The organism is Kocuria tytonicola, from assembly GCF_003687455.1.
Classification (GTDB): Bacteria; Actinomycetota; Actinomycetes; order Actinomycetales; family Micrococcaceae; genus Kocuria; species Kocuria tytonicola.
This window is the reverse complement of the sequence record NZ_PHOA01000002.1, coordinates 37239-62350: the sequence shown is the minus strand read 5'-3', so window position 1 is coordinate 62350 and position 25112 is coordinate 37239. Positions and strand designations below refer to the sequence as shown.

Genomic DNA, 25112 nt, shown 5'->3' with positions numbered 1-25112 from the left:
AGCAGCGTCGGGTTGACCCGCAGGATGGGGTGACCTAGCGTAGCCCGGGTTGACCGGCTCGCGGCCGTGACACATGCCCGCAACGGGGGCTGTCCCCCGAAGTGGGATAACAAGGGTGTAACGAAGTACTTGATCTACAAGCCATCGTTACGCTACCGTTATCAACAACTTCCTCAGCGGACTTTCGTGACCGGAAGTTCGCTTCCAGGCACACATGATCCGTGGTCTGGATTGTGCTGGATGCTGCCGCAACACCGTACGTCGTCTAGATGGCAGCATTCCGTAGTTACTACCCCTCACACCAACTGTCATGGGTAGACGACGGCGCGAAGACACCCAGGGATGGGAACGAGCGTAGGTGGCCTTACGGAGCATGATGAAGACTTCTACCGCTATTCGCCGTGGTGCCGCTGCTGTCCTGATGGGCGGTGTGGCTGTCGGTACTTTCGCCGTTCCCGCCAACGCTGCCTCCATGGACACCTGGAACCAGCTCGCTCAGTGCGAGTCTGGTGGCAACGCTTCGACGAACACCGGCAACGGCTTCTCCGGCGCCCTCCAGTTCACTCCCTCCACCTGGGCTGCTTATGGTGGTCAAGGCTCTGCGCACAACGCTTCGTGGGCTGAGCAGGTTCGCGTGGCCGAGAACGTCCTGCAGGGTCAGGGCTGGGGCGCATGGCCCGCCTGCTCCGCCAGCCTGGGCCTCCACGGCAACGGTGGCGGCATGGCCTCCGGCGCGTCCGTGGCCCCGCAGGCCTCCTCCGTGCAGCAGTCCGCTCCGGTCCAGCAGACTGCTCCCGCGCAGCAGGCCGCTCCCGTGCAGCAGGCTGCCCCGGTGCAGCAGGCCGCTCCGGCCGCGCAGGCTCCCGCCGTGGAGTACACCGCTCCGGCCGCTCCCGTGCAGCAGGCCGCTCCGGCCGCCGGCACCTACACCGTGCAGGCTGGCGACACCCTGGGCACCATCGCCAACAAGCTGGGCGTCAACGGCGGCTGGCAGGCCCTCTACGCGGCCAACGCCGGCACCGTGGCGGATGCCAACCTGATCTTCCCGGGTCAGGTGCTGAACATCCCCGCCTGATCCAGGCACCTCATCGCACGTCGATGAACGGTTGACCCGGCCGACCTGATGGGCCGGAGCCACAGCAGAACCCCGCCCCTCACCATTGCGGTGAGGGGCGGGGTTCTTCGTGTGTCCTTGCACGGCGGGGCACCGGCCGCGCCCGCTCCGGGGCGGACCGGAGCGAGACGCCCTCACGCAGTCCTTCCCAGGCCGGCGGGCGAGCGGACCACGCGTGCCGGAAGCGTCCTTGCCTCGGGGCCCAACCGTCGCCCGGTCGACGGACGACCGCACCGTGCGGGAGGGGCGTCTGTCGAGCCTTTGGCGGGCAGTGGCACGATGGGCGCATGGCCTACGACATCGCAATCATCGGGGCGGGCATTGCGGGCCTGTCCGCGGCCTCGGAACTTGCCCGCCTGCGGGGCACCGGTCGCGGCATCTTTGTCCTGGAGGCGGAGCAGGACGTGGCCCGGCACGCCTCCGCACGCTCCGCCCAGCAGCTCATCCCCAGCTATGGCCCGGAGCCGGTGCTGGAACTGACCCGGTGGTCCGTTGCCGAGCTCGCGCGGGCCTCTGCGGATCTGCCCTCGCTCCTCGTGTGGCCGAGCCCGGAACGGAACCCGGCGGCGTCGTCCGCGCGAGCACCGTGGTCAATGGGGCCGGGGCGTGGGCCGAGCACGTGGGGTCGCTGCTGGGGGCCGCGCCGCAGGGCCTGCAACCGCTGCGGCGCACCGCGGCCCTCGTGCGTCTGACCGAGCCGATGCCGCCGGAGCACCCCATAGTCATGGACGCCGCGGAGCACTGGTACTTCCGGCCCGATCCCGTGGGCGCGATGGTCTCCATGGGGGAGTCCGAACTCAGCGAGGCGTGCGACGCGCAGCCCCACCCGGGCGCCGTCGAACGGTTGGGCGAGACCATCCAGAGCTGCACGGGGCTTCGGATCACCGAGGTGGCGAAGGCCTGGACCGGGCTGCGGACCGAGCGTGCGTCCGACGTCCCGGTGTGCGGCTGGAACGCAGGGGCCGAGGGTGTGTTCTGGCTCGCGGGCCAGGGCGGCTACGGCTTCCAGACCAGCGCTGCCATGGCCACCGCGGCCGCCGAGCAGATCGTGGCCGGGAGCGTGGGCGAGTGGTTGAGTCCGGACACGGTGGCCGCGCTGCAACCGGAGCGCGGCGCCCGACCGCCCCCGCCTCCACCCCGACGCGCAGGAGCTCCGGCAGCCGCAGGACCTTTCGCTGCGGTACGAAGCGACTCACCGCACGTTGGCGGGCCGCCCGCCCCGTGCGGTCTGCCCGGAGGTGGCCCCGGTCCGGTGGTACCGGGCGGCACGGCGCCCGGAAGCCGCCCTGGCGGGTCACGACCGTGAGCCGCCGAGGGCCGCTCTCGTCAGACCGCCACGCCCAGCTGCCGGGCGAGCCACGCGTACTCCCACGCGGTGTCCTTCCACTGCGAGTACCGCCCGGAGGCACCGCCGTGCCCGCCGGCCATCTCGCAGCGCAGCAGCACGGTCTCCGGGTGCTCGGCGTGCGTGCGCAGCTCGGCCACCCACTTGGCGGGCTCCACGTAGAGCACACGGGTGTCGTTCAGGCTGGTGACCGCCAGGACCGGCGGGTAGTCGGTGTCCCGCACGTTCTCGTAGGGGGAGTAGGAGCGCATGTACTCGTAGACCTCCGCGGACTCCACGGGGTTGCCCCACTCCTCCCACTCCAGGGCGGTGAGCGGCAGCTCGGGCATCAGCATGGAGGTGAGCGCGTCCACGAACGGCACTGCCGCGAGCGCCCCGCAGTACAGCTCCGGGGCGAGGTTGAGCACCGCACCCACCAGGAGGCCGCCCGCGGAGCCGCCCATCACCGCGATGCGCCCCGCATCCACGTCCGGGCGCGCGGCCAGGTGCCTGGTCACGGCCACGTAGTCGGTGAACGTGTTGGTCTTGGAGCCCTTCTTGCCGTTCTCGTACCACGCGCGCCCCAGCTCCCCGCCGCCACGCACGTGGGCCACGGCCCACACGACGCCGCGGTCCAGCAGGGACAGCCGGGAGACGGAGAATCCCGGATCCGTGCTGATCTCGTAGGAGCCGTACGCGTACTGCAGGACCGGTGCGGGCACCGACGGGTCCAGGTCCGCGCGGCGGACCAGGCTCACGGGGATCCGCGTGCCGTCCTCGGCCACGGCCCAGTCCCGCTCCACGGTGTAGTCCTCGCTGCGGTAGCCGCCCAGCACGGTGGCCTCGCGCCGCAGCACGGGCTCGCCCACGCCGAACGCGTCCAGGCCCTCGCTCCCGGGCACTCCGGTGGGGATGTCGTACACGCGCGGGGGCTTCACGAAGGACGTGTAGGACACCCGCACCACGGGGTTCTCGTACTCCGCGGAGAGCACCGCCGCGCTGTAGAGCTCCTCGTCGAACGCGGCCTCGGTCCCCGCGAGCAGCACCGCCTCCTGGGCGCCGTCACCCGCCCCGCGGATTCCCTGGGGCGACGACGCCGCACCGTTCGTTCCCGTGTGCGTCCCGTTCTCCGGTGACGACGCCGCCGCGCCGGTGGCCCCCGTGCTCGCCTCGTGCCCCGGGGCCGACGACGCACCCTCCGCGCCGTTGCCCGCCACGTTCTGCGAGGGCCCGGTGACCAGGTGCTCCACCGCGGCGCGGGGGATGAGCCGCACGCGCGGCGTCGTGTCCTCGCGCAGCGCCACCACGAGGTGCGTGGCGGTGGGGACGCAGGACTCCACCCGGGTGGCGTCCGAGGCGGGCAGGACGTCCACGAGCGAGAGCTGCGCGAGGGGGCGGCCGGCGTCGTCCAGGGGCAGCAGGCTGATCCGGCCGTTGGGGGCGTACGCGTCGTGGGACAGCAGCAGGTAGTCCTCGCCCGCGAGTTCCAGGGGCTCCACCTCGTGCAGCACGCGGTCCTCGCGGGAGAGCACGGTGCGCCACGGCAGGTCGAGGGGCAGGGCGGCGTCGTCAGCTTCCGGAGAGGCGGACGGCGCGTGGGCGGCCAGCTCGCTCAGGCGCACGATCCGGTACTCGCTGTACTCCGAGCACGAGGAGGACAGCATGAGCCACTGCTTGTCCGCGGAGAGCTCCGCGCCGAGCCACAGGCCGGGGTCGTCCTCCTGGAACAGCAGCTCGTCCGAGGCGGCCTCCTGGCCCACCACGTGGCGGTAGACGCGGTGGGGGCGCCAGGACTCGTCCACCACGGTGTAGATCAGCTGCGTGGCGTCCGGGGTGAGGAACGCGCCGTAGGAGGTCTGCTCCACGCGGTCCGGGAGCAGCTCGCCCGTGGTGAGGTCCTTGAGGTGCACCGTGAACCGCTCGTCCCCGGCGACGTCCTCGGACCACGCGAGCCGGGAGCCGTCGTCGGCCACGCTGAAGGCGCCCAGCGCGTAGAACTCGTGGTCCTGCGAGGCGGCGTTGGCGTCCAGCAGGACCTCCTCGCCCGTGAGCTCGACACCCGGCTCCACGGCGGGCGGGGTCCAGTCCGCGGGGTCCGCGACCGGCACCCGGCAGAACACCTGGTGCGCGCCGCCCTCCACGGTGCGGGCGAAGTACCACCAGTCCCCGTGGCGGCCGGGCACGGAGAGGTCGGTCTCCTGGGTGCGGTCCTTGATCTCCCCGTAGATCCGCTCCCGCAGCGGGGCCAGGTCCGCGGTGACGGCCTCGGAGTACGCGTTCTCGGCATCCAGGTGCGAACGGACCTCGGGGGAGTCCTTCTCCCGCAGCCACTCGTAGGGATCGGAGAACGTGTGCCCGTGGAACGTGCGCTCCACGGGCCGGCGCTCGGCCACGGGGTACGGGGTGCCGGTGGGGGTGGGGTGCTCGGAAGTCATGGGGCCAGTGTAGGGAGACGTCCTGTGCCCGCCCGGTGGGTCGGTGGTGCGCCCCGCGGACCGGCCGTCCGCGACCGGGGCGCGCCACCGACGTCGTCAGCCCCGCAGGGCCTCCCGCCACTTCAGGGCCTTGCCCGTCCGCAGGATGGACCGCTCGTAGATCACCGCGGCCAGCCAGATGGCCAGGGCGGTGGAGACCAGCAGGACCACCAGGGAACCGACGTGCTCCCACCACGCGCCCTGCTGCAGGAAGATGCGCAGCGGGACGGCCACCGGGGCGGAGAACGGGATCCAGCTCATGACGCGCAGCGCCTCAGGGTTGCTGTTGAAGAAGATGACACCGAAGTAGGGGAGCATGATCATGAGCATCACGGGCATCGAGGTGGAGCCGATGTCCTCCTGCCGGGACACCATGGACGCCGCGGCGGCGTAGAGCGCGGCGATCATCACGAACCCGATGGAGAACAGCACCACGAACCACAGGATCGGCAGACCCAGACCGTCCAGCGGCAGCACGTCCCCGTTGATCTGCATGCCCAGCAGAAGTGCTGCGGCCACCAGGCCCACCTGCAGGATGGCCATGGCCGCGTTGCCCAGCACCTTGCCCGCCATCATGGCCCGTGCGGGGACCGCTGCGAGCAGAATCTCCACGATCCGCGACTGCTTCTCCTCGATCACCGACACCGCGATCTGCTGGCCGAACGTGATGGCGGCCAGGAAGAAGACGATCCCGAAGCCGAAGGCGATGAGGTAGCGCAGCAGGGGGTTCGGTGCGCTGGGGTCGAGCAGCTCCACGGTGGGGCTGGCAGACAGTGCCTGCACCAGGCCCGTGGGGGCGTCCGTCATGGCCAGGACGGCGGTGCCGGAGGGGCTGGCCGGATCGGGAACCACGGCGGCGTCCGCGTCCCCGCTGCGCACCGCGTCGCGGGCCGCCTCCTCCGAACCGAGTGTCTGCGGCGCGTAGTTCTCCCCGAGCCCCTGGACCGACGCCGCCGTCTGGTCGACCACCGCCACGCGCATGGCGTCCCCGGCGAACAGGTCGCCCAGGCGCGGCACGAGCAGTGTGGCGGCCAGTGCCGCCGCGATCAGGATCAGCGTGGTGACGATGAACGGACGGGACCTGGCCTTCACCGTCATCTCCCGGGCGGCCACGGTGCCCACCGCGGACCAGAAGGGGGTGCGCCGGGGCCTGTGGACCGGAGTGGTGGGCGTGGAAGCAGCGGTGGTGCTCATCGGGTGACCTCCGTGAAGATCTCGTGCAGGGTGCGGGTGACGGGGCCGAAGCGGTGGACGGTGCCCCTGCCCACGGCGTCGGCAAGGACCTGGTGGGCGGCGGGTTCAGAGGTGGCGCGGAACCGGACGTGGCCGCCGTCGAAGGACAGCACCTCCACCCCGGGGACACCGCGCACCCACCCGGTGTCGGAGTCCGTCACCAGCTCCCACTCGGGTTCGGCGTGTGCGGCCAGCAGCTCGGCGCGCGAGCCCGTGGCGCGCACGCGTCCGCCCGCCAGGATGACGAGCTCGTCGCACAGCCGCTCCACGAGGTCGAGCTGGTGGGAGGAGAACAGGACGGGGACGCCGGTGTCGGCGGTCTCCCGCAGCACCTGGAGGGTGGTTTCCACGGCGTGGGGGTCCAGGCCGGAGAAGGGTTCGTCCAGCACCAGGGCCACCGGGTCGTGCACCAGAGCGGCGGCGATCTGGGCGCGCTGCTGGTTGCCGAGGGAGAGCTCCTCGAGTCGGCTGCCCGCCCGCTCGCCCAGGCCGAGCCGCTCGAGCAAGGCCGCGGCGCGGGACTTCGCCGTGCCGGAGGACAGGCCGTGCAGCCGGCCCAGGTACACGAGCTGGTCCAGGACGCTCATCTTCGGGTAGAGACCGCGCTCCTCGGGCATGTACCCGATCCCAGCCCGGTAGTCGGCGGTGATCGGGGCCCCGTCCACCTCGATCCGCCCCGAGTCCGGCGTCAGCACACCCAGCAGGATGCGCATGGTGGTGGTCTTGCCCGCGCCGTTGCCGCCCACGAACCCCGTCATGAGGCCCGGGCGGATGCTGAAGGTCACGTCCTGGAGCACGTGGGCCGCGCCGAAGGACTTGTTCACCCCGTTCACTGTGATCATGCTTCGAGGTTACGGAGCCCGGGCCTTCCGCACCTCCGTCCCGTGGGGGATTCTGCGGCGTGGGTTTCCTCCGCCCCGAGGGGGAGGGTGCCGCAGCGCGATGGGAGTCAGCCCCCGGCCACCCCGTGCTCGAACGCCCAGATGATGGCGTGCACGCGGTCCCTGGCCCCCGTCTTCAGCAGGACGTTCGAGACGTGGGTCTTCACGGTGGCCCTGCCCACGACCAGCTGCTGGGCGATCTCGTCGTTGGACAGGCCCCGCGCCATGGCCCGCAGCGCCTCGGCCTCCCGGGCGGTGAGACCCGCACGGTCCAGCTCGTCCGCTCCCCGGCGGTCCTGCTCAGCAGGGGTGGCCTCCGTCTCCGGGGCGGGCAGTTCGGAGCACGACGACGCCGCGGAGCCACCTGGCTCATCGCTCGCCCCCGCCATGCGCTCCAGCACCCGCCGCGTGACCAGTGGGTCCAGCAGCGCATCACCGCGTCCGAGCACCCGGACCGCCTCGATCAGCTCCTCGGGGCCCGCGGACTTCAGCAGGAACCCGGAGGCCCCCGCGGACAGGGCCGCGAAGAGTGCCTCGTCCGTGTCGAAGGTGGTGAGGATGAGCACCACAGCCCGTGACCCGGTGGCCAGGAGCCGACGGGTGGCCTCGATGCCGTCCATCCGGGGCATCTGGACGTCCATGCACACCACGTCCGGGTGGAGGGCCGCCGCGAGGTCGAGGGCCTGCGCGCCGTCACCGGCTTCTCCCACCACCTCGATGTCCTCCTGGGACGTGAGGATCGTGGCGAAGCCCACGCGGATCAGGGGCTGGTCGTCCACCAGCAGGACGCGCAGGCTCATGGCAGGGTCCTCTCCCCGGAGGGGACCGGCACGGTGGCCCGCACAAGCCAGCCGCCGTCCGGTTTCGGACCCGCCTGCAGCGTGCCGCCCATGGACGCCATGCGTTCTCTCATGCCGGTCACGCCCATCCCGGTGCCGTGTGCGGGCGTGTCACCGGGTCGGCCGCCACGGCCGTTGTCACTGACCTCCAGCTCCACCCGGTCCGTGCCGGAGCGCAGTCGCACGGTGACGGCTGCGCGGGGCCCGGCGTGCTTGCGGGCATTGGTGATTCCCTCCTGGGCCGTGCGGTACAGGGCCAGCTGGGCCGGGGGCGGCAGGTCCGGTTCGGGTCCGATCCGCTCGAGCACGGCATCCTGCCCAATGGCCCGGGCATCGGCCACGAGTGCGTCGAGGTCCGCCAGGCGCGGCACCGAGTCGGGAACCTCGTCGCCGTCCCGCAGCGTGTGCACCATGGTCTTGAGCTCGGCCACGGCCTCCCGGGCCGAGGACTCCACGCCGCGCAGGTGCACGGCCGCGGCGTCGGGGTCCCGGGTCATGCTCACCCGGGCCGCACCGGCCTGCACGCCCATGGCGGTCACGTGGTGGGCCACCACGTCGTGCAGCTCCCGGGCGATCCTAAGCCGTTCCAGGCTCACCGCCTGCTCGGCCAGCCGGTCCTGCTGCTCCCTGATCTCTGCGTGGGCGGCTTCCAGGTTTTCGCGCTCCACGGCCGCGTGCCACGTGCGGTCCCCGAAGATCCAGGCACCGGTGAAGTAGGCGATGTTGACCAGCAACTGGATCGCGGCGAACGCCATGTAGGCGTTGACGCCGCGCTCTCCCACCTGCGGGTCCGTGAACTGGTCCACGGTGGCCCAGAGCAGCCACACCGCCATGCCCACGGCAACCGCCGCCCGGGACCGGACGGCCAGACGGCGGTCCGGGCACCACGCCCCCACGGAGTAGAAGCCGAGGAAGAGCACCACCTGGGAGGCGTACATCTCCACTCCCACCCAGGTGGCGAGCGTGAAGTACAGGAAGGACACGGCCACCATCACGGTGACGGGGAAGCGCCGACGCCAGGCGAGGGGCGCGGCCAGGGCGACGGCGCCCAGGGCAACCCATCCCACGTCCGCCTGCCACGGCACCTTCTGTACGAAGTCCGACAGGTACACCAGCTCCACGCCGAAGAGCGCCAGGACCACGGCCTCCAGGCCGTCGCGGCGTCGCCACCCCGACGGCAGGGCGCGATGGCGCGTGGCGGCGTCGGGGGCGGAGCGGCGCGGTGGCATGGTGCCCACCCTACCGAGACCAGCCCGCGGGGCGGCCCGCTGACAGGGGAGCGGACCGCGCGGTCCACCCGGTGCACCCGGTGCACCCGGGCACAATGAAGGGGTGCAGACCCCAGCCCCCGCGCCGCGTCCGGCGAGCCCCGCAGACCTCCGGCTGCAGCTCCTCCTGGTGCTCGGCGTGTCCCTCGGCGCCTCCGCCGTGTACTCCGTGCTGGACCTCGCGGAGATGGTGCTGCGGTCCTCGATTGCGGAGAGCTCCACCACCCTGAACCAGCCCCTCAGCCGGGTACCGGTGGTCGACGCGCTGCGCCGCCTCGCGGGCATTTGCCTCGCCCTCGTGCCCGTGGCGCTCGCGGTCTACCTCCTGGCGGGCACCGCATCCCGCATTCCGGCCGCCCTGCGCGGCATGGGTGCGGACGGCAAGCGCCCGGCGCACGACGCCGCCTGGGGCCTCGGGCTGTTCCTCGCCATGGGCGGCGGCACGCTCGTGCTCTACCGGGTGGGCCGTGCGCTCGGGATCACCGCGCAGATCACCACGTCCACGCTGGACACCACCTGGTGGGCAGTGGCACTGCTCGCGCTCACAGCCGCACGGCACGCTCTGGTGGAGGAAGTCATCGTGGTGGCGTTCCTCGCGGACCGCATGCGCGGGCTGGGCCGCTCCTGGTGGACCGTGGCGGTGGTGTCCTCGGTGCTGCGGGCGAGCTACCACCTGTACCAGGGGGTGGGGCCGGCCGTGGGGAACCTCGTGATGGGGCTCGTCTTCGTGTGGTGCTACCGCCGGTACGGCCGCGTGATGCCGCTGCTGCTGGCCCACTTCCTGCTGGACGCGGCCGGTTTCCTCGCACCCCAGCTGCTGGCGGGATGACACCGTGGCACCGCCAGGATGCCGGGGCTCAGATGGTGACGGTGCCGTCCGGAGTGTCGAAGGAGACCGCCATCAGGCCGGGGGTGCCGTTGGGGGCGCTCCAGGTGACGTCCAGCGAGCGCAGGACGTCCTCCACGGGACCGCCCAGCCAGTCCGTGACCCGCTCGGGAGAGCCCGCGATCTCCATGCCGGTGAGGCGCACGTCCGTGAGACGGGCCTGGGAGGGGTGCATCGCGTCCGCGGAGTCGAAGTGGATCATGAACGGCAGCTGGGGGTCCGCGATCAGGCCCTTGACGCCGATCTGGTGCCACTCCAGCTGGCGCCCGTCCGGGAAGAGCCGGGAACCCGGGGCGGCGGGGCGCCCGAGCTTGTCCTCGAAGGGCGCGAGGTCCGGGACCTCCACGACCCAGCCGAGCCAGCCACCGCCGGCCTCGGAACGGGCGCGGACGGCCTGGCCGAACGGCGCCTTCTCCGCAGCGGGGTGCTCCAGGACGGTCACGACCTCCACGTACTGGTGGTCGGTGAGCGGCAGGATCATGTTCCGGGTGCCGAAGCGGGGATGGACCCCGCCCTTGACCGGCTCGATCCCCAGGCGGTCCGCGATCCGCTCGGTGGTGGCCTCCAGCCCGTCCGGCTGTGCTGCGAAAGAAACGTGGTCCAGCTTCATGCAGTCATCGTGACACCCGTCATACGGCCGTCCAAATCGGGCGGTGCAACACACGGGACCACCCGGACGGAACGCTCGCTTGACGGGTGCCGGGGTGGTTCCCACAATGGAGGCCTAGGTCACGAGAGTCAGCGCCAAGCCCCAGCTTGCTGACCGGCAACCCTCCCTACCGCGGCGGGGTGCCCTGGGTGAAGACCTGGCCGGGACGTCGTCCGACGTCTGCGGCAAGCGCGGGCCCTCGGTTGCCCGTTCGTGCGGGCGCCGTGCGGACGGTCGCCAGGCCCATGATCCTGCACAGGAGCACGGCCATGAGCACTGCACCCACCCCCGACAACCCCCAGGGCTGGTCCTTCGAGACCCGGCAGATCCACGCCGGTCAGAACCCGGACCCCGTGACCGGAGCCCGGTCGCTGCCCATCTACCAGACCTCGTCCTTCGTGTTCCCGGACGCGGACACGGCCGCCGCCCGGTTCGCCCTGCAGGAGATGGGACCCCTGTACTCCCGCCTGACCAACCCCACCACGGAGGTGGTGGAGAACCGCATCGCCTCCCTCGAGGGCGGCGTGGGCGCACTGATGGTCTCGTCCGGGCAGGCCGCCGCGACGCTGGCGGTGCTCAACCTGGGCGGCGCGGGCAGTCACGTGGTGGCCAGCCCCTCCCTCTACGGCGGGTCCTACAACCTGCTCAAGCACACGCTCGCGCGGCTGGGGGTGGAGACCACCTTCGTGGCGGACCCGGACGACCCGCAGCAGTGGCGGGACGCCGTGCGGCCCAACACCGTGGCGTTCTTCGGGGAGATGATCCCCAACCCCCGCAACGACGTCCTGGACGTGGAGACCATTGCGGAGACCGCCCACCGGGCCGGGGTGCCGCTGATCGTGGACAACACCGTGGCCACCCCGTACCTGGTGCGGCCCATCGAGTGGGGCGCGGACATCGTGCTGCACTCGGGCACCAAGTTCCTGGGCGGGCACGGCACCGCCATCGGCGGGTTCATCGTGGACGCCGGGCGCTTCGACTACGGTGCGGACCCCGAGCGCTTCCCCGGCTTCAACGAGCCGGACCCCACCTACAACGGCCTGGTGTACGCGCGGGACCTGGGGGAGGGCGGCGCGTTCGGCGCGAACCTCTCCTACGTGCTCAAGGCGCGCGTGCAGCTGCTGCGTGATCTGGGCTCGGCCATCTCACCGTTCAACGCGTTCCTCATCGAGCAGGGGATCGAGACGCTCTCCCTGCGCGTGGAGCGCCACGTGGCCAACGCCCAGCGGGTGGCCGAGTGGCTCGAGGCCCGCCCCGAGGTGCGCTCCGTCTCCTACGCGGGCCTGCCCTCCTCGCCGTGGCACGAGCGCGCCCGGAAGTACGCACCCCGAGGAGCCGGTTCCGTCCTCGGCTTCGTCCTGGACGGCGGCAGGGACGCGGGGATCGCCTTCGTGGACGCGCTCGGTCTGCACTCCCACGTGGCGAACATCGGGGACGTGCGCTCGCTGGTGATCCACCCGGCGTCGACGACGCACGCGCAGCTCTCGGCCGAGGAGCAGCTCGCGGCGGGTGTGGAACCCGGTTTCGTGCGGCTTTCTGTGGGCACCGAGGGCATCGAGGACATCCTCGCGGACCTGGAGGCCGGTTTCGCGGCGGTGGCAGGCGCCCCGACCGCGGGGGACGCGCAGGAGCCGGCGCGCTCGCGGTCGGCACAGTCGGCACAGGGTGGCGACGACGCCGTGGTCGCCGACGCGGCGGTGGGCGCGGGTCGCGGAGGTGGCCCAGCGGCGTCGTCGACGGCGCGTGGTGGCGCGGGCGCGGAGCGTGCGGCGTGAGTGCGGTGCAGACCGCGCCCGCCGTGCGCCGGGACGGCGTGGTGCGCCGCGCGGACCTCGGGGAGCTGGAGCTGGAGTCCGGGGTGCGTCTTCCGGACGTGCGCCTGGCCTACGAGACGTGGGGCGAGCTGGCCCCGGACGGCTCCAACGCAGTGCTGGTCGAGCACGCGCTCACGGGCGATTCGCACGTGGCGCGCGGCACCCGTGTTGGGTACGGGGACACTGCGCCCTTCGACACCCTGGACCGCCGCGTGGCCGCCGGGACCGACGGCTGGTGGGACGGGCTCGTGGGGCCGGGGGCCGCGATCGACACCAACCGGTGGTTCGTGGTGTGCGCGAACATCCTGGGCGGCTGCCACGGCAGCACCGGCCCGGCGAGCCTGGCCCCGGACGGCGCCCCGTGGGGCTCGCGCTTCCCGCGCATCACCGTGCGGGACACCGTGGCCGCGGAGGCGCGGCTCGCGGACCTGCTGGGAATCCCGCGGTGGCGGCTCGTGGTGGGCGGCTCCATGGGCGGGGCCCGCGCGCTGGAGTGGGCCGTGTGTCACCCCGAGCGGGTGGCCGCGTGCGCGGTGATCGCCGCGAACGCCCGGGTCAGCGCGGAGCAGCTCGCGTGGGGCCGCACCCAGGCGCTCGCCATCCGCCAGGACCCCCGGTTCCGCCACGGCGACTACTACGCGGGCCCGCACCCCGTGGAGGGCCTCGGCCTGGCACGGCGGATCGCGCACATCACCTACCGCAGCGCCCACGAGCTCGCCGCGCGCTTCGGCCGGGAGCCCCAGCCGCGCGAGGACCCCGCGGGCACGTACCCCGGCAGCCGGGGTCGCTACCGGGTGGAGGGCTACCTGGACCACCAGGCGGAGAAGCTCGCGGCGCGCTTCGACGCGAACGCGTACCTCAGCGTCAACGAGACGCTGATGTCCCACGACGTCGCCCGCGGCCGCGGCAGCCTGCGGCAGGCCCTTGCGCGCACCCGCTGCGAGTGGCTCGTGGCCGCCGTGGACTCGGACCGGTTGTTCCCGCCCGAGGAGTCCGCGGAGCTCGCCGAGGCGCTGCCCGGTGAGCACGAGGTGCACACCATCACCTCACCGAACGGCCACGACGGCTTCCTGCTGGAGACCCCGCAGGTGGGCCGGCTACTGCGGGCCACGGTGCTGGGGGACTGAGCGCGCGGGTGGCTGCCTGCTGCGGCTGACCTACGACGGCGCCTGCCCCCCGGAAGGGCGCGGGCGCCGTCGTCGTGTGGTGGAGCAGAGCGGGAGGGCTCAGGCCTCCTCGGCCTGCTGGGGGATCTCCTCGCCCGCGCCGGGGATGGTGGCCTGGCCGAAGGCGGGGCGCTTGGCGGTGATGAAGTCGCCGGAGCTGCGGCGGCGGATGCGGCGGCCCACCCACGGGACGAAGTACTTGCGGGCCCAGACCATGTCGTCCCGGCGGGCCTCGCGCCACGTGCGCTCGGGGCGCGCCTCGGGGTGGTCCGGGGTGAGACCGTGGTCCACGCCCAGGCTGTCCAGGGTCTCGCACGCGAGCAGCTGGTGGCCCAGGGGGGAGAAGTGCAGGCGGTCCGGGGCCCACATCTGGGGATCGCTCAGCTGGTTGAGCCCCCACAGGTCCACCAGCACGGCGTCGTGGCGGGCGGCCACGGTGCGCACGTTCTCGTTCCAGATGGCCACGCGCCCGCGGATGCCACGCATCACGGGGGTGTTGCCGATGTCCGCGGCGTCGAACATCACCACGGTGGCGCCGGTGGCGGCGATCTGCTCGACCACCACGTCCAGGCGGGACGCGATGTCGTCGGGGTCAGCGCCGGGGCGCAGCATGTCGTTGCCACCCGCGCTGATGGTCACGAGGTCCGGCTTGAGTTCCAGGGCGGGCTCCAGCTGCTCGTCCACGATGGGCTGGAAGAGACGCCCGCGGATGGCCAGGTTCGCGTAGGCGAAGTCGTCCGTGGTGCGCGCGAGCTCCTCGGCCACCCGGTCCGCCCAGCCGCGGAAGCCGCCAGGGACGGAGTCGTCCGGGTCACCCACGCCCTCGGTGAAGGAGTCCCCGATGGAGACCATGCGGTGCCACGGGTGCCACGGGTGCAGCGGTTCGGCGGTCGGGGTCTGCGGGGTTTCGGCCATCGGGGTCTGCGCTGGGGTGCTCTGATCCATGATCGGTTTCTAACACGCCCAAAGGGGTGGACGCGACTTCCGGGACCGGCAGCGCGTGCCAGGATGGTGGCATGCAGCAAGCCCCTCACGTGATCTGGAACAACGACCCCGACGACCGCGCAGGCACCCCGCTGGTGGTCCTGCTCCACGGCTACGGCTCGCACGAGGGGGACCTCATGGCCCTGAGCGAGTCCCTGCCGGAGTCCTTCAGCTACGTCGCCGTGCGTGCGCCGCAGCGCGCGGGGATGGGCTTCCAGTGGTTCCCGCTCGCGGATGACCTCAGCTTCACCACGGACGCCGTGGTGGCCGCCGCGCAGCCGGTGGTCGAGTGGCTGCGGGACGAGTCCCTGCAGCACACCCACGTGATCCTGCTGGGCTTCTCGCAGGGCATGGCCATGGCCACCACGGTGGCCCGTCACGCCCCGGACCTGGTGGACGCCGTGGTGGGTCTCTCCGGTTTCGTGGTCCCGGTGGCGCACGACGACGCCCAGGCGGACTTCTTCCACGACACCGCCCTGCGCGAGGAGCCCCTGCCCATGTTCTGGGGCCGCGACCCCGAGGACCCGGTGATCCCGCCCGCGATGGTGGACTTCACCGCGGAGTGGATGCAGCAGCACGCGGACGCCACCAAGGTGCAGTACCGCAACGTGGGCCACGGGGTGTCCCCGCAGGAGATCGGCCACGTGGGAGAGTACCTGCGCGCGCTGGTGGGCTGAGCCGGGTCCACGGCTCTCCACGACCTGCCTCAGGGGGCCGTGGCCGCGCTCCCGTCAGTTCCCACCCGGGTGCCGAACGGACGCGTCTCCTTCCATGCGGCGTCGGCGCGCAGCTCGCCACGGTCACGCGGAGACGAGACGCACCCCCGGCAGCCCGGAGCCCTCGACGGCGACGACGTCGCCCGGGTGCAGCTGGGCGCCGCGCCGGGTCTCCACCGCGCCGTTCACCGTCACCCTGCCCTCTGCCACCAGGGTCTTGGCCACGTGCCCGTCCTCGGCCAGGTTGGCCAGCTTCAGGGCCTGGCCCAGGCGGATCATCTCGTCGCGGATCGGCAGCTCTTCGTAGGCGTTGTCACTCATGGGCACATTGTCTCAGGTGCTCTGGGAGTGCGCGGAAGCCCCAGGTGTCTCAGACGGCTCCGGAGTGCTCGGGGTGGGCCACGGGTCAGGACGGCCGGTGCCGGGACGTGCGAGGGCAGGGCGCGCGAGGCGACACGTGAACGCACCCGGGCGGCGTCGTGCGCCAAAGTAGTTGCACGTCCAACGAAGTGGGGCTACGTTCGGGGGAGACGTGCATCACACCCCACCCCAGGAGCAGCCATGACCCTCGTTCCCCACTTCGTCCACGGCCGCAGGACCGAGGGCGGCTCGGGCCGGACCCAGGACGTCTACAACCCGGTGGAAGGTGCGGTGAGCGCGCAGGTTCCCCTGGCCACCGCCGAGGAGGTCGCGGAGGCCGTGGGCTCTGCGGAGCGGGCCTTCCCCGAGTGGTCCGGGCTCAACGCCCAGCGGCGCGCGCGCATCCTGCTGAAGTGGGTGGACCTCATCAACGAGAACATGGACGAGCTGGCCACCCTGCTCTCCAACGAGCACGGCAAGACCTTCCCGGACGCGAAGGGTGACATCCAGCGCGGCATCGAGGTGGTGGAGTTCGCGGCCGGTGCACCGCACCTGCTCAAGGGCGAGTTCTCCAGCGGCGCCGGAACGGGCATTGACGTGCACTCCCTGCGCCAGCCCCTGGGCGTGGTGGCCGGAATCACCCCGTTCAACTTCCCCGCGATGATCCCGCTGTGGAAGACCGGCATCGCGCTCGCCGCGGGCAACACCTTCGTGCTCAAGCCCTCCGAGCGGGACCCCTCCGTTCCGGTGCGGCTCGCGGAGCTGGCCCTGGAGGCCGGGATGCCCGCGGGCACGCTGAACGTGGTCCACGGGGACAAGACCGCGGTGGACGCGCTGATCGAGGATCCCCGGGTGCGCGCCATCGGCTTCGTGGGCTCCACACCCATCGCCCAGTCCATCTACAGTGCGGCGGCCGCGCACAACAAGCGGGCGCAGTGCTTCGGCGGCGCCAAGAACCACATGGTGATCATGCCGGACGCGGACCTGGAGCAGACCGCGGACGCGCTGATCGGCGCGGCCTTCGGCTCCGCGGGTGAGCGCTGCATGGCCATCTCCGTGGCGGTGCCCGTGGGGGAGGCCACCGCGGACACCCTGCGGACACTGCTCGAGGAGCGGATCGCCACGCTCACGCTCGGCCCGTCCCTGGACGAGTCCTCCGACTTCGGACCGGTGGTGAGCGCCCAGGCCAAGGAGCGCATCGAGACCTACATCGCCGCCGGTGAGAAGGAGGGTGCCGAGCTCGTGGTGGACGGCCGCGGTGCCACCGTGGACGGCTACCCGGACGGCTTCTGGGTCGGCGCCACCCTGTTCGACCGCGTGACCACGGACATGAGCATCTACCGCGAGGAGATCTTCGGCCCGGTGCTGTGCATCGCCCGCGCCGCGGACTACGAGGAGGCCCTGCGCCTGCCCAGCGAGCACGAGTTCGGCAACGGCGTGGCCATCTTCACCCGTGACGGGGACACCGCCCGGGACTTCACCACCCGCGTGGACGTGGGCATGGTGGGCGTGAACGTCCCCATCCCCGTGCCGATCGCGTACTACACCTTCGGCGGCTGGAAGGCCTCGGGCTTCGGGGACCTCAACCAGCACGGCACGGACGGGCTGAAGTTCTACACCAAGACCAAGACCGTCACCACGCGCTGGCCCTCCGGTGCCAAGGAGGGCGCGAGCTTCGTGATGCCCGCGGGCAGCTGAGCCGCGCGGCGTCGTCGTCCGCAGCCCCCCGGCACTCCACCACCCCCGGATCTCCACCACTCCTGGAACGAGGAACGTCATGACCGAGACCACCAGCCAGCAGCTCCCCGCCGTCGCCTTCCTGGGCCTGGGCCACATGGGCGGCCCGATGGCCGCGAACCTCGTGGAGGCGGGCGTGCGGGTCACCGGCTACGACATCGTCCCCGAGGCGTGCGCGGCGGCCCGCGAGCAGGGGGTCGACGTGGTGGACACCCCGCAGGATGCCGTGCGCGCGGCGGGCGTGGTGATCACCATGTTCCCGTCCGGCCGGCACGTCATCGACGCCTACACGGGGGCCGACGGCGCCGAGGGCCTGCTCGCCGCGGCTCCCGCGGGTGCCACGTTCCTGGACTGCTCCACCATCAACATCTCCGAGGCGCAGGAGGCCGCCCAGCTGGCGCGGGACGCCGGGTTCACCGCGGCGGACGCCCCGGTCTCCGGGGGAGTGGTGGGCGCCACCGCCGGGACCCTCGCGTTCATGGTGGGCGGTGAGCCGGAGGTGTTCGAGCGCGTGCGGCCGCTGCTGGAGATCATGGGCGCGCGCGTGGTGCACTGCGGCGGCAACGGCATGGGCCAGGCCGCGAAGATCTGCAACAACATGATCCTGGGTGTGTCCATGGTGGCGGTCAGCGAGGCGTTCGTGCTCGCGGAGAAGCTGGGGCTGGAGCACCAGGCGATGTTCGACGTCGTCTCCAACGCCTCCGGCCAGTGCTGGGCACTGACCACCAACTGCCCGGTTCCCGGCCCCGTGCCCACGAGCCCGGCCAACAACGACTTCGAACCCGGTTTTGCCGGCGCTCTGATGGCCAAGGACCTCAACCTCGCGGCCACCGCGCTGGACGAGACCGGGGCCACGGCGCCCATGGGGCGGTTGGCTGCGGAGCTCTACAACCAGTTCGTGACGGACGGCCACGCAGGCAAGGACTTCTCCGGGATCATCACGACGCTGCGGGCGGGGACGGGGGAAGACTCACAGGGAGGTTCTCGGGAGCAGTGAAGTCCCCGGAGCGCGCACGGAAGCCGCTGAGTGCGGCCACGATCGTCTCCACCTCCTGCTCCTCGAAGCCCGTGGTCAGGAACAGCTGCTCGTTCAGCGCGCGGCTGGCCTGCTCCACGATCTCCAGACCCTCGAGGGTGAGCGCCACGTTCACCGCCCGGCGGTCCGTGCTGACCGGCTCACGGCGCACCAGCCCGGCGTCCTCCAGACGGTCCACGGCATTGGTGATGGACGTGGGGTGCACCTGCAGCAGGGCGCTCGCCTTCTTCATGAGCATCTTGTGCTCCCGTGCGAAGCTCAGCAGGGCCAGCACCTCGTAGCGGGAGAACGTGAGCCGGAACGGCTTGAGAATGCGGTCCGCCTGCCCCAGCAGCAGCTGTTGTGCGCGCATGATCGAGGTCACGGCTGCCATGGGACCGGCGGCCTGCGTCCAGCCCTCGCGCTCCCAGTTGCGCCGTGCTTCGGCAATGGGATCGCGGGGGAGGGGCTCGTGCTGGGGCATGCCCGCATTCTAGTGGGCACCGGCCTGCGGGCTCGCAGCGGCGCAGCCCCGGGCGTGGGCACCCCATGTGATCCGCACCACGGAAAATCCATGAATCCGTTATAGTTGGACGTACCACTATCGACCTGCCCACCACACGAGGACCAGGACCATGAGCCCAGCCGCATCACCCCAGCGCGCCACCGCATCCCTCCCCACCCCGGACCTGCTGCACCTGGAGCACCAGCTCGGCGCGGCGGAGCGTGAGCGGCTGCACGCCATCTCGGAGTACCTGCAGCACGAGGTGCGGCACCAGAGCGTGGACCCGTGGAACCGGGAGGAGCTGCCCCGGGAGCTGCTGCCCGGGCTCGCCGAGCTCGGACTGGGGCGGCTGGTCCAGGACGGCGGCTCCCGTCTGTTCCAGGGCCTGGTGCACACCCAGATCGCCCGCGCGGACCTCTCGCTGTCCGCGCTGCTCGGCATCCACAACGAGCTGATCGTGGGCACCCTCGCCGCTTTCGGCTCGGAGGAGCAGAAGCAGACGTGGCTGCCCGGGCTCATGGAGCTGCGGCAGCTGGGCGCGTTCTGCCTCACCGAGCCCGAGCACGGCTCGGACATCGCCGGTGGTCTTGCCACCACCGCCACGCGGGACGCGGACGGGTGGGTGCTCAGCGGCTCCAAGCGCTGGATCGGGCTCGGCACCGTGGCGGACCTCGCGCTGGTGTGGGCCCGGGACACCGCGGACGGCCTCGTCAAGTGCTTTGCGGTGGACACGTCCCTGCCGGGGTACGCGGCCACCAAGATCGAGCACAAGATGGGTCTGCGCATCATGCAGAACGCGGACATCGAGCTCACGGACCTCCGGCTGCCCGCTGACGCACTCCTGCCCGGTGCGGCGTCCTTCCAGGCGGCCAACGGCCTGCTCAAGGACTCCCGCGCGTGGGTGGGCTGGCAGGCCGTGGGCGCCCAGCAGGCGATCCTGGACATCGTGCGGGACTACGCCCTGGAGCGGATCCAGTTCGGCAGGCCGCTCGCGAGCTTCCAGCTCGTCCAGCAGGTGATCGCGGAGGTTGCCGGGAACCTGGCGGCCAGCTCCGGGATGATGGCGCAGCTCACGCACGTCCAGGAGGCGGACGAGCTCGCCATGATGCAGGCCGCCCTCGCCAAGTCCACCGCGACGCGCCTGGCCCGCCAGTCCGCCGCGCAGGCCCGGGACGCGCTCGGTGGCAACGGCCTGCTGAGTCCGTACGGGATCGCCAAGGTCATGGCGGACATCGAGGCCATCCACACGTACGAGGGCAGCTACCACATCAACTCGCTCATCGTGGCCCGCGCCCTCACGGGCGTCTCCGCGTTCGTTTCGTAGGTGTTCGAAATTAACGACGTGATGGGTCAACGAAGCGGCAGGTGACACCGTTGCGTCACCATCGCCGCTCTGTTCGACTCAGGTGAGTTCGTGGGCGTTGATGAGCTTCTGGCTCACGGTGGCTCCCGCCAACAGTGTCGCCAGCTCTGCTGTGACGGCAGCGGCGATCATGATGGCCGGGATTCCCACGATGGCTGCAAGTTGCCCTGCGGTCAGGGCGCTCACAGGCATGATCCCGAAACCGACGAAACGCGCGGCACCCCCAACCCGTCCGAGCTGGGCGTCAGGAATCATGCGGGGCCGTATGGAGCCGGACACAACGTTTCCAATCACGCCGGCTATTCCGGCGATCAAGCCGTAGGCCACCATACCGGCCACGCTCGGAGAGATCAGGGGGACGACAAGGGCCGCGGCACCGACGGCCCAGCACGAGAGCAAGACGGTCATCTCGGGCAGTCGTCGCAAAAGATAGGTGGCCAGCCAGCTACCAAGCAAGGCGCCGGCAGGAAGAGCGATGACAACCAGCCCCCACGTCTGCGGGGTCAAGGCCCCTGCGGAACCCGGCCCGACCATCCAGAGCAGTAGCACGGCGCCCATCGCGGTGGAACCGGCGTTCCACAGCGCTCCAAAGAAGATCAGGGGTCGAAGTACCGGGTGGCGCCACAGAATCCTGAGTCCGCCATTCAGATGGTTCTTTTCATCATCTTCAGGGGCGCTTCGCGTCGCGGGGGCACGCCAGCGCCGCAGACCAAGGAAAAGGACGAGCACCGCGGCGAGGACGGCGACGGCGGGGAGCCCGAGCACCCATGCGGCGCCCAAGCCGACGAGCAATCCGGCTAGGGGAGGGCCGATAAATCCGTTGGTGATCTGCTCGAGGGAGAGAAGGCGCGCATTGGCGCGTTGCAGTTCGGTGGATGACCGTCCTGTCAAGGCGGGGACCTGTGCCTGTGCAGCCAGGTCCACGAACACCTCGGTGATCCCGTAGGACAGTGCCAGAAAAACCAAGATCAGGATCGTAAGATGCCCGGCCATCGCCAGACCGGTGACTGCGAGAAGCAGGATCGCGCGCATGGTCAGCGCAACGATCATGATACGGCGACGGTCCCACCGGTCGACTCCTCGGCCGGCGCTCAAACCGAGGAGGAGCCATGGGAGCCAGACCGCGGCGCTGAGTGCGCCCATGGCGGACGGGGACCGGGTCAGGGTGAGCGCCAGAAGGCCAATGCCCGTCTGCATGACGCCGTCTGCCAGGTTTGCCATGCCCACCGCGCCGAGGTGAGCATGGAAAGGATGAACGCGGCGGGGGCTTGACAAACGATGGAGCGGGACCATGGGCACCTCTAGACTGAGTACAAACCAAGTTGTGCAAAGGAATTTCTGCAAAGGTATCTCTGTATATGGATGAGGACAAGAACCTGCCCGTGGCGATGACGCCTGAGCAGATGAAGGCATTCAGCCATCCGCTCCGGATGCGGCTGTATCGCCTGCTCGAAGATCAGGGGCAGGCCACGGCCAGCATGCTGGCTCGGCAGACGGGGGAGAGCAGTGGGCAGACGAGCTACCACCTTCGCCAGCTGGCCAAGTACGGCTTCGTTGGTGAGGTCGAGGGGTCGGGGTCGAGTCGGCAGCGGTGGTGGCGGGCGCAAAGCTTCTCCTTCGAAGACGTCGGCACTGCACCGGCCGTGGTGGTGGAGGGCTTGCGGGACTGGACCGTCGAAGCAGTGGTGAACGATCTCCGCCGCTCGGTCGCGGGTTCAGCCAGAGACTCCCCGTGGTCTGAGGCAGGAACGCTGACGACGTACACGCAGTGGATGACCTCTGAGGAGTTGGCTGCGCTCACGACAGAGATGCTGCGCACCCTCAAACGTCACTCGGAGGCCGCTGAGCAGCGCCGCAAAGGTGAAGGAAAGATGCCGGGCGACACATCGGAACGTGCCGGAGAGAGACGCGTTCGCATCTTCTTGCACTCCTTCTCTCTTCCAGACGAACACCACAGCCACGACAGACCCCAAGCAGACGAGTGAGCGGGTGCCGCCCGGCGTCGGTTCGTGGCCCCGGGAATCACTCCCACGCGCTTCGGGGGGCGAAGCATCCGAACGGACTGAGCGGCGGGCGGTGCGCGCGGGAGTCCGCCGTGCGGCGTCGTCGTGCGCGGGGGTTAGGTCCGGCCTGCGGAACCTCGCTACCCTGGAGCGGAACGGCTCTGCCCGCGCGGGTCGAGAGCCTGAGCCCACCGATCCCCACGCGCGAGCCCTCGCGAGGCCCGCGCGAGAAACGGAAGTGAGACCGCATGGCCCCGAAATCCACCCTGGACAATGTCATCTCCCTGGCCAAGCGCCGGGGCTTCGTGTTCCAGGCGGGGGAGATCTACGGCGGGTCGCGCTCCGCGTGGGACTACGGGCCCCTGGGTGCGGAGCTGAAGGAGAACATCAAGCGCGAGTGGTGGCAGACCTTCGTGCGTGGCCGCGCGGACATGGTGGGCCTGGACTCCTCGATCATCCTGCCGTCCGCGGTGTGGCAGGCCTCCGGGCACGTGGAGACGTTCACGGACCCCCTGGTGGAGTCCCTGCACACCCACAAGCGCTACCGTGCGGACCACCTGCTGGAGGTGTACGAGGCCAAGCACGGGCACCCGCCGGTCAACGGGCTGGCGGACGTCAAGGACCCGGAGACTGGCCAGGACGGCAAGTGGACCGAGCCGCAGCAGTTCTCCGGTCTGATGAAGACCTTCCTGGGCCCCGTGGACAACGAGGAGGGCAAGCACTTCCTGCGCCCGGAGACCGCCCAGGGCATCTTCGTGAACTTCCTCAACGTGGTCACCGCCGCCCGCAAGAAGCCGCCGTTCGGCATCGGACAGATCGGCAAGGCGTTCCGCAACGAGATCACCCCCGGCAACTTCATCTTCCGCACGCGCGAGTTCGAGCAGATGGAGATCGAGTACTTCATCCACCCGGACGAGGCCACGCAGTACTTCGACGAGTGGGTCGAGGCGTGCTGGAACTGGTTCGTGGACCTGGGCGTGAACCCGGACAACATGCGCCGCTACGACGTCCCCGAGGACGACCGCGCGCACTACTCGGACGGCACCATCGACATCGAGTACCGCTTCGGCTTCCAGGGCTCCGAGTGGGGTGAGCTGATGGGCGTGGCCAACCGCACGGACTTCGACCTCAGCAACCACACCGAGGCCTCCGGAACCAAGATGCAGTACTTCGACCAGGCCTCCGGCGAGCGCTACACCCCGTACGTCATCGAGCCGTCCTTCGGGCTGACCCGCTCCATGATGGCGTTCCTGGTGGATGCGTACGTGGAGGACGAGGCGCCCAACACCAAGGGCGGTGTGGACACCCGCACTGTGCTGCGCCTGGACCCCCGTCTGGCCCCGGTCAAGGCCGCCGTGCTGCCGCTGTCCAAGAAGGAGGACCTGCGCCCCGCCGCGCAGACCCTGGACGCCGAGCTGCGCCGCCGCTGGAACATCGACTACGACGACGCCGGGGCCATCGGGCGCCGCTACCGTCGCCAGGACGAGATCGGCACCCCGTTCTGCATCACCGTGGACTTCGACACCCTGGAGGACCAGGCCGTGACCATCCGCTCCCGGGACGAGATGACCCAGGAGCGCGTGGGCCTGGACCGCGTGCAGCAGTACCTGGCCGAGCGCCTGGAGAAGTGAGCGCATGAGCATCGACTACCGCCTCTGGCAGGAGGACGACGACCTCCGCCTGCTGGAACTGTGGCCCGACGCCGAGTCCGCGCCCGTCCAGGCGTTCCGTGCCCGGCTCGGTGCTGAGGACCACAGCGGCTTCTCCACGACGCTGGTGGCCACCGACGACGACGTCCCGGTCGCCGCGGGGGTCTGCTACGCCTCCGCGTGGCACCCGCAGCGGCTGTGGCTGTTCGTGGAGGTGGCCCCGGACCACCGCCACGAGGGCATCGGGCGGGAACTGGTGTCCCGGCTGCGGGCAGCGGCCCGTGAGGCCGGTGCTCCCGTCGAGGCCCTGCGCACGCGCATGACCCCGGGCTCCACAGGGGAGGGCTTCGCCCGCTCCCTCGGGTTCGTGCACACCATGCGCTCGCGCGTGGTCCGCGTGGACGCCGGTGCTCTGCCGCAGCCCACGATGGGCCAGAACGCGGACGGCTCGGACGCGGAGTCCGTGGAGGACCTCGCGTCCGGTTCGGTGGAGCTCACCCGGGCGGTGGAGGCCTTCTACCGTGCGGTGCACGCGTGGGATCCCGTGGGGGACGTGAGCATCGGGGCGGTCAACAAGCAGTTCCTCTCGGACACCGCCGGGGCCTACGGCGCGGTGGTGCTGCGGCGCACGGTGGACGGTACGGAGGGGAAGGGCCCGATCGGTGCTTTCGCCGTGAGCTACCGCCCGTTCGACCCCGCCAACCCGCACGACGAGCCCCTGCCGAACGAGGTGGCGGACGTGCTGCTGGGCTACGTCCCCGGGACGGCCGGCGCCACCCCGGAGCAGTCCGGTGCTGCACTGGAGACCCTGCTGGCGCTGCTCGTGAGCGACTACCCGGTGGAGATCCAGGTGGACGACTCCATGGGCCCGCTGGTGGCCGTGGTGGACAACCTCCTGGCCGCCGGGGTGGCACGGGTGGTCACGGAGACCGAGACCCTGGTCCTGGACTAGGTGTCACGATGGATCCCCATCGCCCTTTCCCTCGAAGAGGAGGGCATGGGTCCACCAATACTGCCGCTACTCGAAAGGGAATCATGTCCTCCGCGTCCTCGCCTCGTCATGAAATCACGTCAAGATCTCCGGGATCCTGCTCACCTCCCCTGATCCTGCAGGGAATGAAGGAGGCACGGC

Annotated in this window: 22 protein-coding genes, 1 pseudogene and 1 riboswitch; of the genes and pseudogenes, 13 read left to right on the top strand and 10 right to left on the bottom strand. The window is 70.9% G+C overall.

Annotated elements, in window-relative coordinates; translation table 11 throughout:
• Positions 1–373 precede the first annotated feature (373 nt).
• The 3 genes and pseudogenes from CWC38_RS00675 to CWC38_RS12295 all read left to right on the top strand — a co-directional run bounded on the left by CWC38_RS00675 (position 374) and on the right by CWC38_RS12295 (position 2420).
• Positions 374–1075, top strand: coding sequence for a LysM peptidoglycan-binding domain-containing protein (locus tag CWC38_RS00675; protein WP_121844934.1), 702 nt, complete (start codon positions 374–376; stop codon positions 1073–1075).
• 326 nt (positions 1076–1401) lie between these two features.
• Positions 1402–1575 (top strand): annotated as a pseudogene (locus tag CWC38_RS12300) (FAD-dependent oxidoreductase); the annotation flags it as partial.
• Between the two features lie 77 nt (positions 1576–1652).
• The gene (locus CWC38_RS12295; RefSeq protein WP_240624966.1) at positions 1653–2420 is read left to right on the top strand and encodes an FAD-dependent oxidoreductase; all 768 of its coding nucleotides are present in this window, start codon (positions 1653–1655) and stop codon (positions 2418–2420) included.
• Positions 2421–2440: 20 nt separating this feature from the next.
• Here the strand turns inward: CWC38_RS12295 and CWC38_RS00665 are convergent, their stop codons facing one another.
• From CWC38_RS00665 to CWC38_RS00645, 5 genes are all read right to left on the bottom strand, one after another.
• The gene (locus tag CWC38_RS00665) at positions 2441–4873 is read right to left on the bottom strand and encodes a S9 family peptidase (protein WP_121844933.1); all 2433 of its coding nucleotides are present in this window, start codon (positions 4871–4873) and stop codon (positions 2441–2443) included.
• A gap of 96 nt (positions 4874–4969) precedes the next feature.
• On the bottom strand, positions 4970–6106 hold the full coding sequence (locus CWC38_RS00660; RefSeq protein WP_121844932.1) for an ABC transporter permease: 1137 nt from the start codon (positions 6104–6106) through the stop codon (positions 4970–4972).
• Positions 6103–6987: an ABC transporter ATP-binding protein gene (locus CWC38_RS00655; RefSeq protein WP_121844931.1), complete on the bottom strand. Its 885-nt coding sequence runs from the start codon at positions 6985–6987 to the stop codon at positions 6103–6105. Before CWC38_RS00655 ends, CWC38_RS00660 begins: the two co-directional genes overlap by 4 nt.
• Before the next feature lie 107 nt (positions 6988–7094).
• On the bottom strand, positions 7095–7826 hold the full coding sequence (locus tag CWC38_RS00650) for a response regulator (RefSeq protein ID WP_121844930.1): 732 nt from the start codon (positions 7824–7826) through the stop codon (positions 7095–7097).
• A complete protein-coding gene (locus CWC38_RS00645; protein ID WP_121864959.1) occupies positions 7823–9094 on the bottom strand; it encodes a sensor histidine kinase in 1272 nt (423 codons plus the stop codon). Before CWC38_RS00645 ends, CWC38_RS00650 begins: the two co-directional genes overlap by 4 nt.
• Before the next feature lie 103 nt (positions 9095–9197).
• Between CWC38_RS00645 and CWC38_RS00640 the strand changes: the two genes are divergently transcribed.
• Entirely contained in the window at positions 9198–9962 is a 765-nt protein-coding gene (locus tag CWC38_RS00640; RefSeq protein WP_121844928.1) for a CPBP family intramembrane glutamic endopeptidase, read from the top strand.
• A gap of 28 nt (positions 9963–9990) precedes the next feature.
• On the opposite strand, the gene CWC38_RS00635 is transcribed toward CWC38_RS00640, so the two are convergent.
• Positions 9991–10629, bottom strand: a complete 639-nt coding sequence (locus tag CWC38_RS00635) for a VOC family protein (RefSeq protein ID WP_121844927.1) — start codon at positions 10627–10629, stop codon at positions 9991–9993.
• 117 nt (positions 10630–10746) lie between these two features.
• A riboswitch (SAM riboswitch) is annotated at positions 10747–10866 on the top strand.
• Between the two features lie 71 nt (positions 10867–10937).
• On the opposite strand from CWC38_RS00635, the gene CWC38_RS00630 reads away from it, so the two are divergent.
• Together CWC38_RS00630 and metX are read left to right on the top strand one after the other, a co-directional pair.
• The gene (locus tag CWC38_RS00630; protein ID WP_121844926.1) at positions 10938–12443 is read left to right on the top strand and encodes a bifunctional o-acetylhomoserine/o-acetylserine sulfhydrylase; all 1506 of its coding nucleotides are present in this window, start codon (positions 10938–10940) and stop codon (positions 12441–12443) included.
• Complete coding sequence (gene metX, locus CWC38_RS00625) at positions 12440–13609, top strand: homoserine O-acetyltransferase MetX (RefSeq protein WP_121844925.1); 1170 nt, start codon at positions 12440–12442, stop codon at positions 13607–13609. Before CWC38_RS00630 ends, metX begins: the two co-directional genes overlap by 4 nt.
• Positions 13610–13708: 99 nt before the next feature.
• Here the strand turns inward: metX and CWC38_RS00620 are convergent, their stop codons facing one another.
• A complete protein-coding gene (locus CWC38_RS00620) occupies positions 13709–14593 on the bottom strand; it encodes an SGNH/GDSL hydrolase family protein (protein WP_121844924.1) in 885 nt (294 codons plus the stop codon).
• A 71-nt stretch (positions 14594–14664) separates the two neighbouring features.
• Between CWC38_RS00620 and CWC38_RS00615 the strand changes: the two genes are divergently transcribed.
• Entirely contained in the window at positions 14665–15309 is a 645-nt protein-coding gene (locus tag CWC38_RS00615) for an alpha/beta hydrolase (protein ID WP_121844923.1), read from the top strand.
• A 123-nt stretch (positions 15310–15432) separates the two neighbouring features.
• Here the strand turns inward: CWC38_RS00615 and CWC38_RS00610 are convergent, their stop codons facing one another.
• Positions 15433–15669, bottom strand: a complete 237-nt coding sequence (locus CWC38_RS00610) for an RNA-binding S4 domain-containing protein (RefSeq protein ID WP_121844922.1) — start codon at positions 15667–15669, stop codon at positions 15433–15435.
• 240 nt (positions 15670–15909) lie between these two features.
• Between CWC38_RS00610 and CWC38_RS00605 the strand changes: the two genes are divergently transcribed.
• Both CWC38_RS00605 and mmsB read left to right on the top strand, forming a co-directional pair.
• Complete coding sequence (locus CWC38_RS00605) at positions 15910–17406, top strand: CoA-acylating methylmalonate-semialdehyde dehydrogenase (RefSeq protein WP_121844921.1); 1497 nt, start codon at positions 15910–15912, stop codon at positions 17404–17406.
• A 79-nt stretch (positions 17407–17485) separates the two neighbouring features.
• The gene (mmsB, locus tag CWC38_RS00600) at positions 17486–18442 is read left to right on the top strand and encodes a 3-hydroxyisobutyrate dehydrogenase (RefSeq protein ID WP_121844920.1); all 957 of its coding nucleotides are present in this window, start codon (positions 17486–17488) and stop codon (positions 18440–18442) included.
• Here mmsB and CWC38_RS00595 read toward each other — a convergent pair.
• On the bottom strand, positions 18384–18944 hold the full coding sequence (locus CWC38_RS00595) for a MarR family winged helix-turn-helix transcriptional regulator (protein ID WP_121844919.1): 561 nt from the start codon (positions 18942–18944) through the stop codon (positions 18384–18386). The genes mmsB and CWC38_RS00595 overlap by 59 nt on opposite strands.
• Positions 18945–19095: 151 nt before the next feature.
• On the opposite strand from CWC38_RS00595, the gene CWC38_RS00590 reads away from it, so the two are divergent.
• Complete coding sequence (locus CWC38_RS00590; RefSeq protein WP_121844918.1) at positions 19096–20289, top strand: acyl-CoA dehydrogenase family protein; 1194 nt, start codon at positions 19096–19098, stop codon at positions 20287–20289.
• A 78-nt stretch (positions 20290–20367) separates the two neighbouring features.
• Here CWC38_RS00590 and CWC38_RS00585 read toward each other — a convergent pair whose 3' ends face one another.
• On the bottom strand, positions 20368–21549 hold the full coding sequence (locus CWC38_RS00585) for an MFS transporter (RefSeq protein ID WP_240624965.1): 1182 nt from the start codon (positions 21547–21549) through the stop codon (positions 20368–20370).
• Between the two features lie 137 nt (positions 21550–21686).
• On the opposite strand from CWC38_RS00585, the gene CWC38_RS00580 reads away from it, so the two are divergent.
• The 3 genes from CWC38_RS00580 (at position 21687) to CWC38_RS00570 (ending at position 24932) form a co-directional block, all read left to right on the top strand.
• A complete protein-coding gene (locus CWC38_RS00580) occupies positions 21687–22313 on the top strand; it encodes a winged helix-turn-helix domain-containing protein (protein WP_121844916.1) in 627 nt (208 codons plus the stop codon).
• Between the two features lie 266 nt (positions 22314–22579).
• Positions 22580–23962: a glycine--tRNA ligase gene (locus tag CWC38_RS00575; protein ID WP_121844915.1), complete on the top strand. Its 1383-nt coding sequence runs from the start codon at positions 22580–22582 to the stop codon at positions 23960–23962.
• A 4-nt stretch (positions 23963–23966) separates the two neighbouring features.
• A complete protein-coding gene (locus tag CWC38_RS00570) occupies positions 23967–24932 on the top strand; it encodes a GNAT family N-acetyltransferase (protein ID WP_121844914.1) in 966 nt (321 codons plus the stop codon).
• Positions 24933–25112 lie beyond the last annotated feature (180 nt).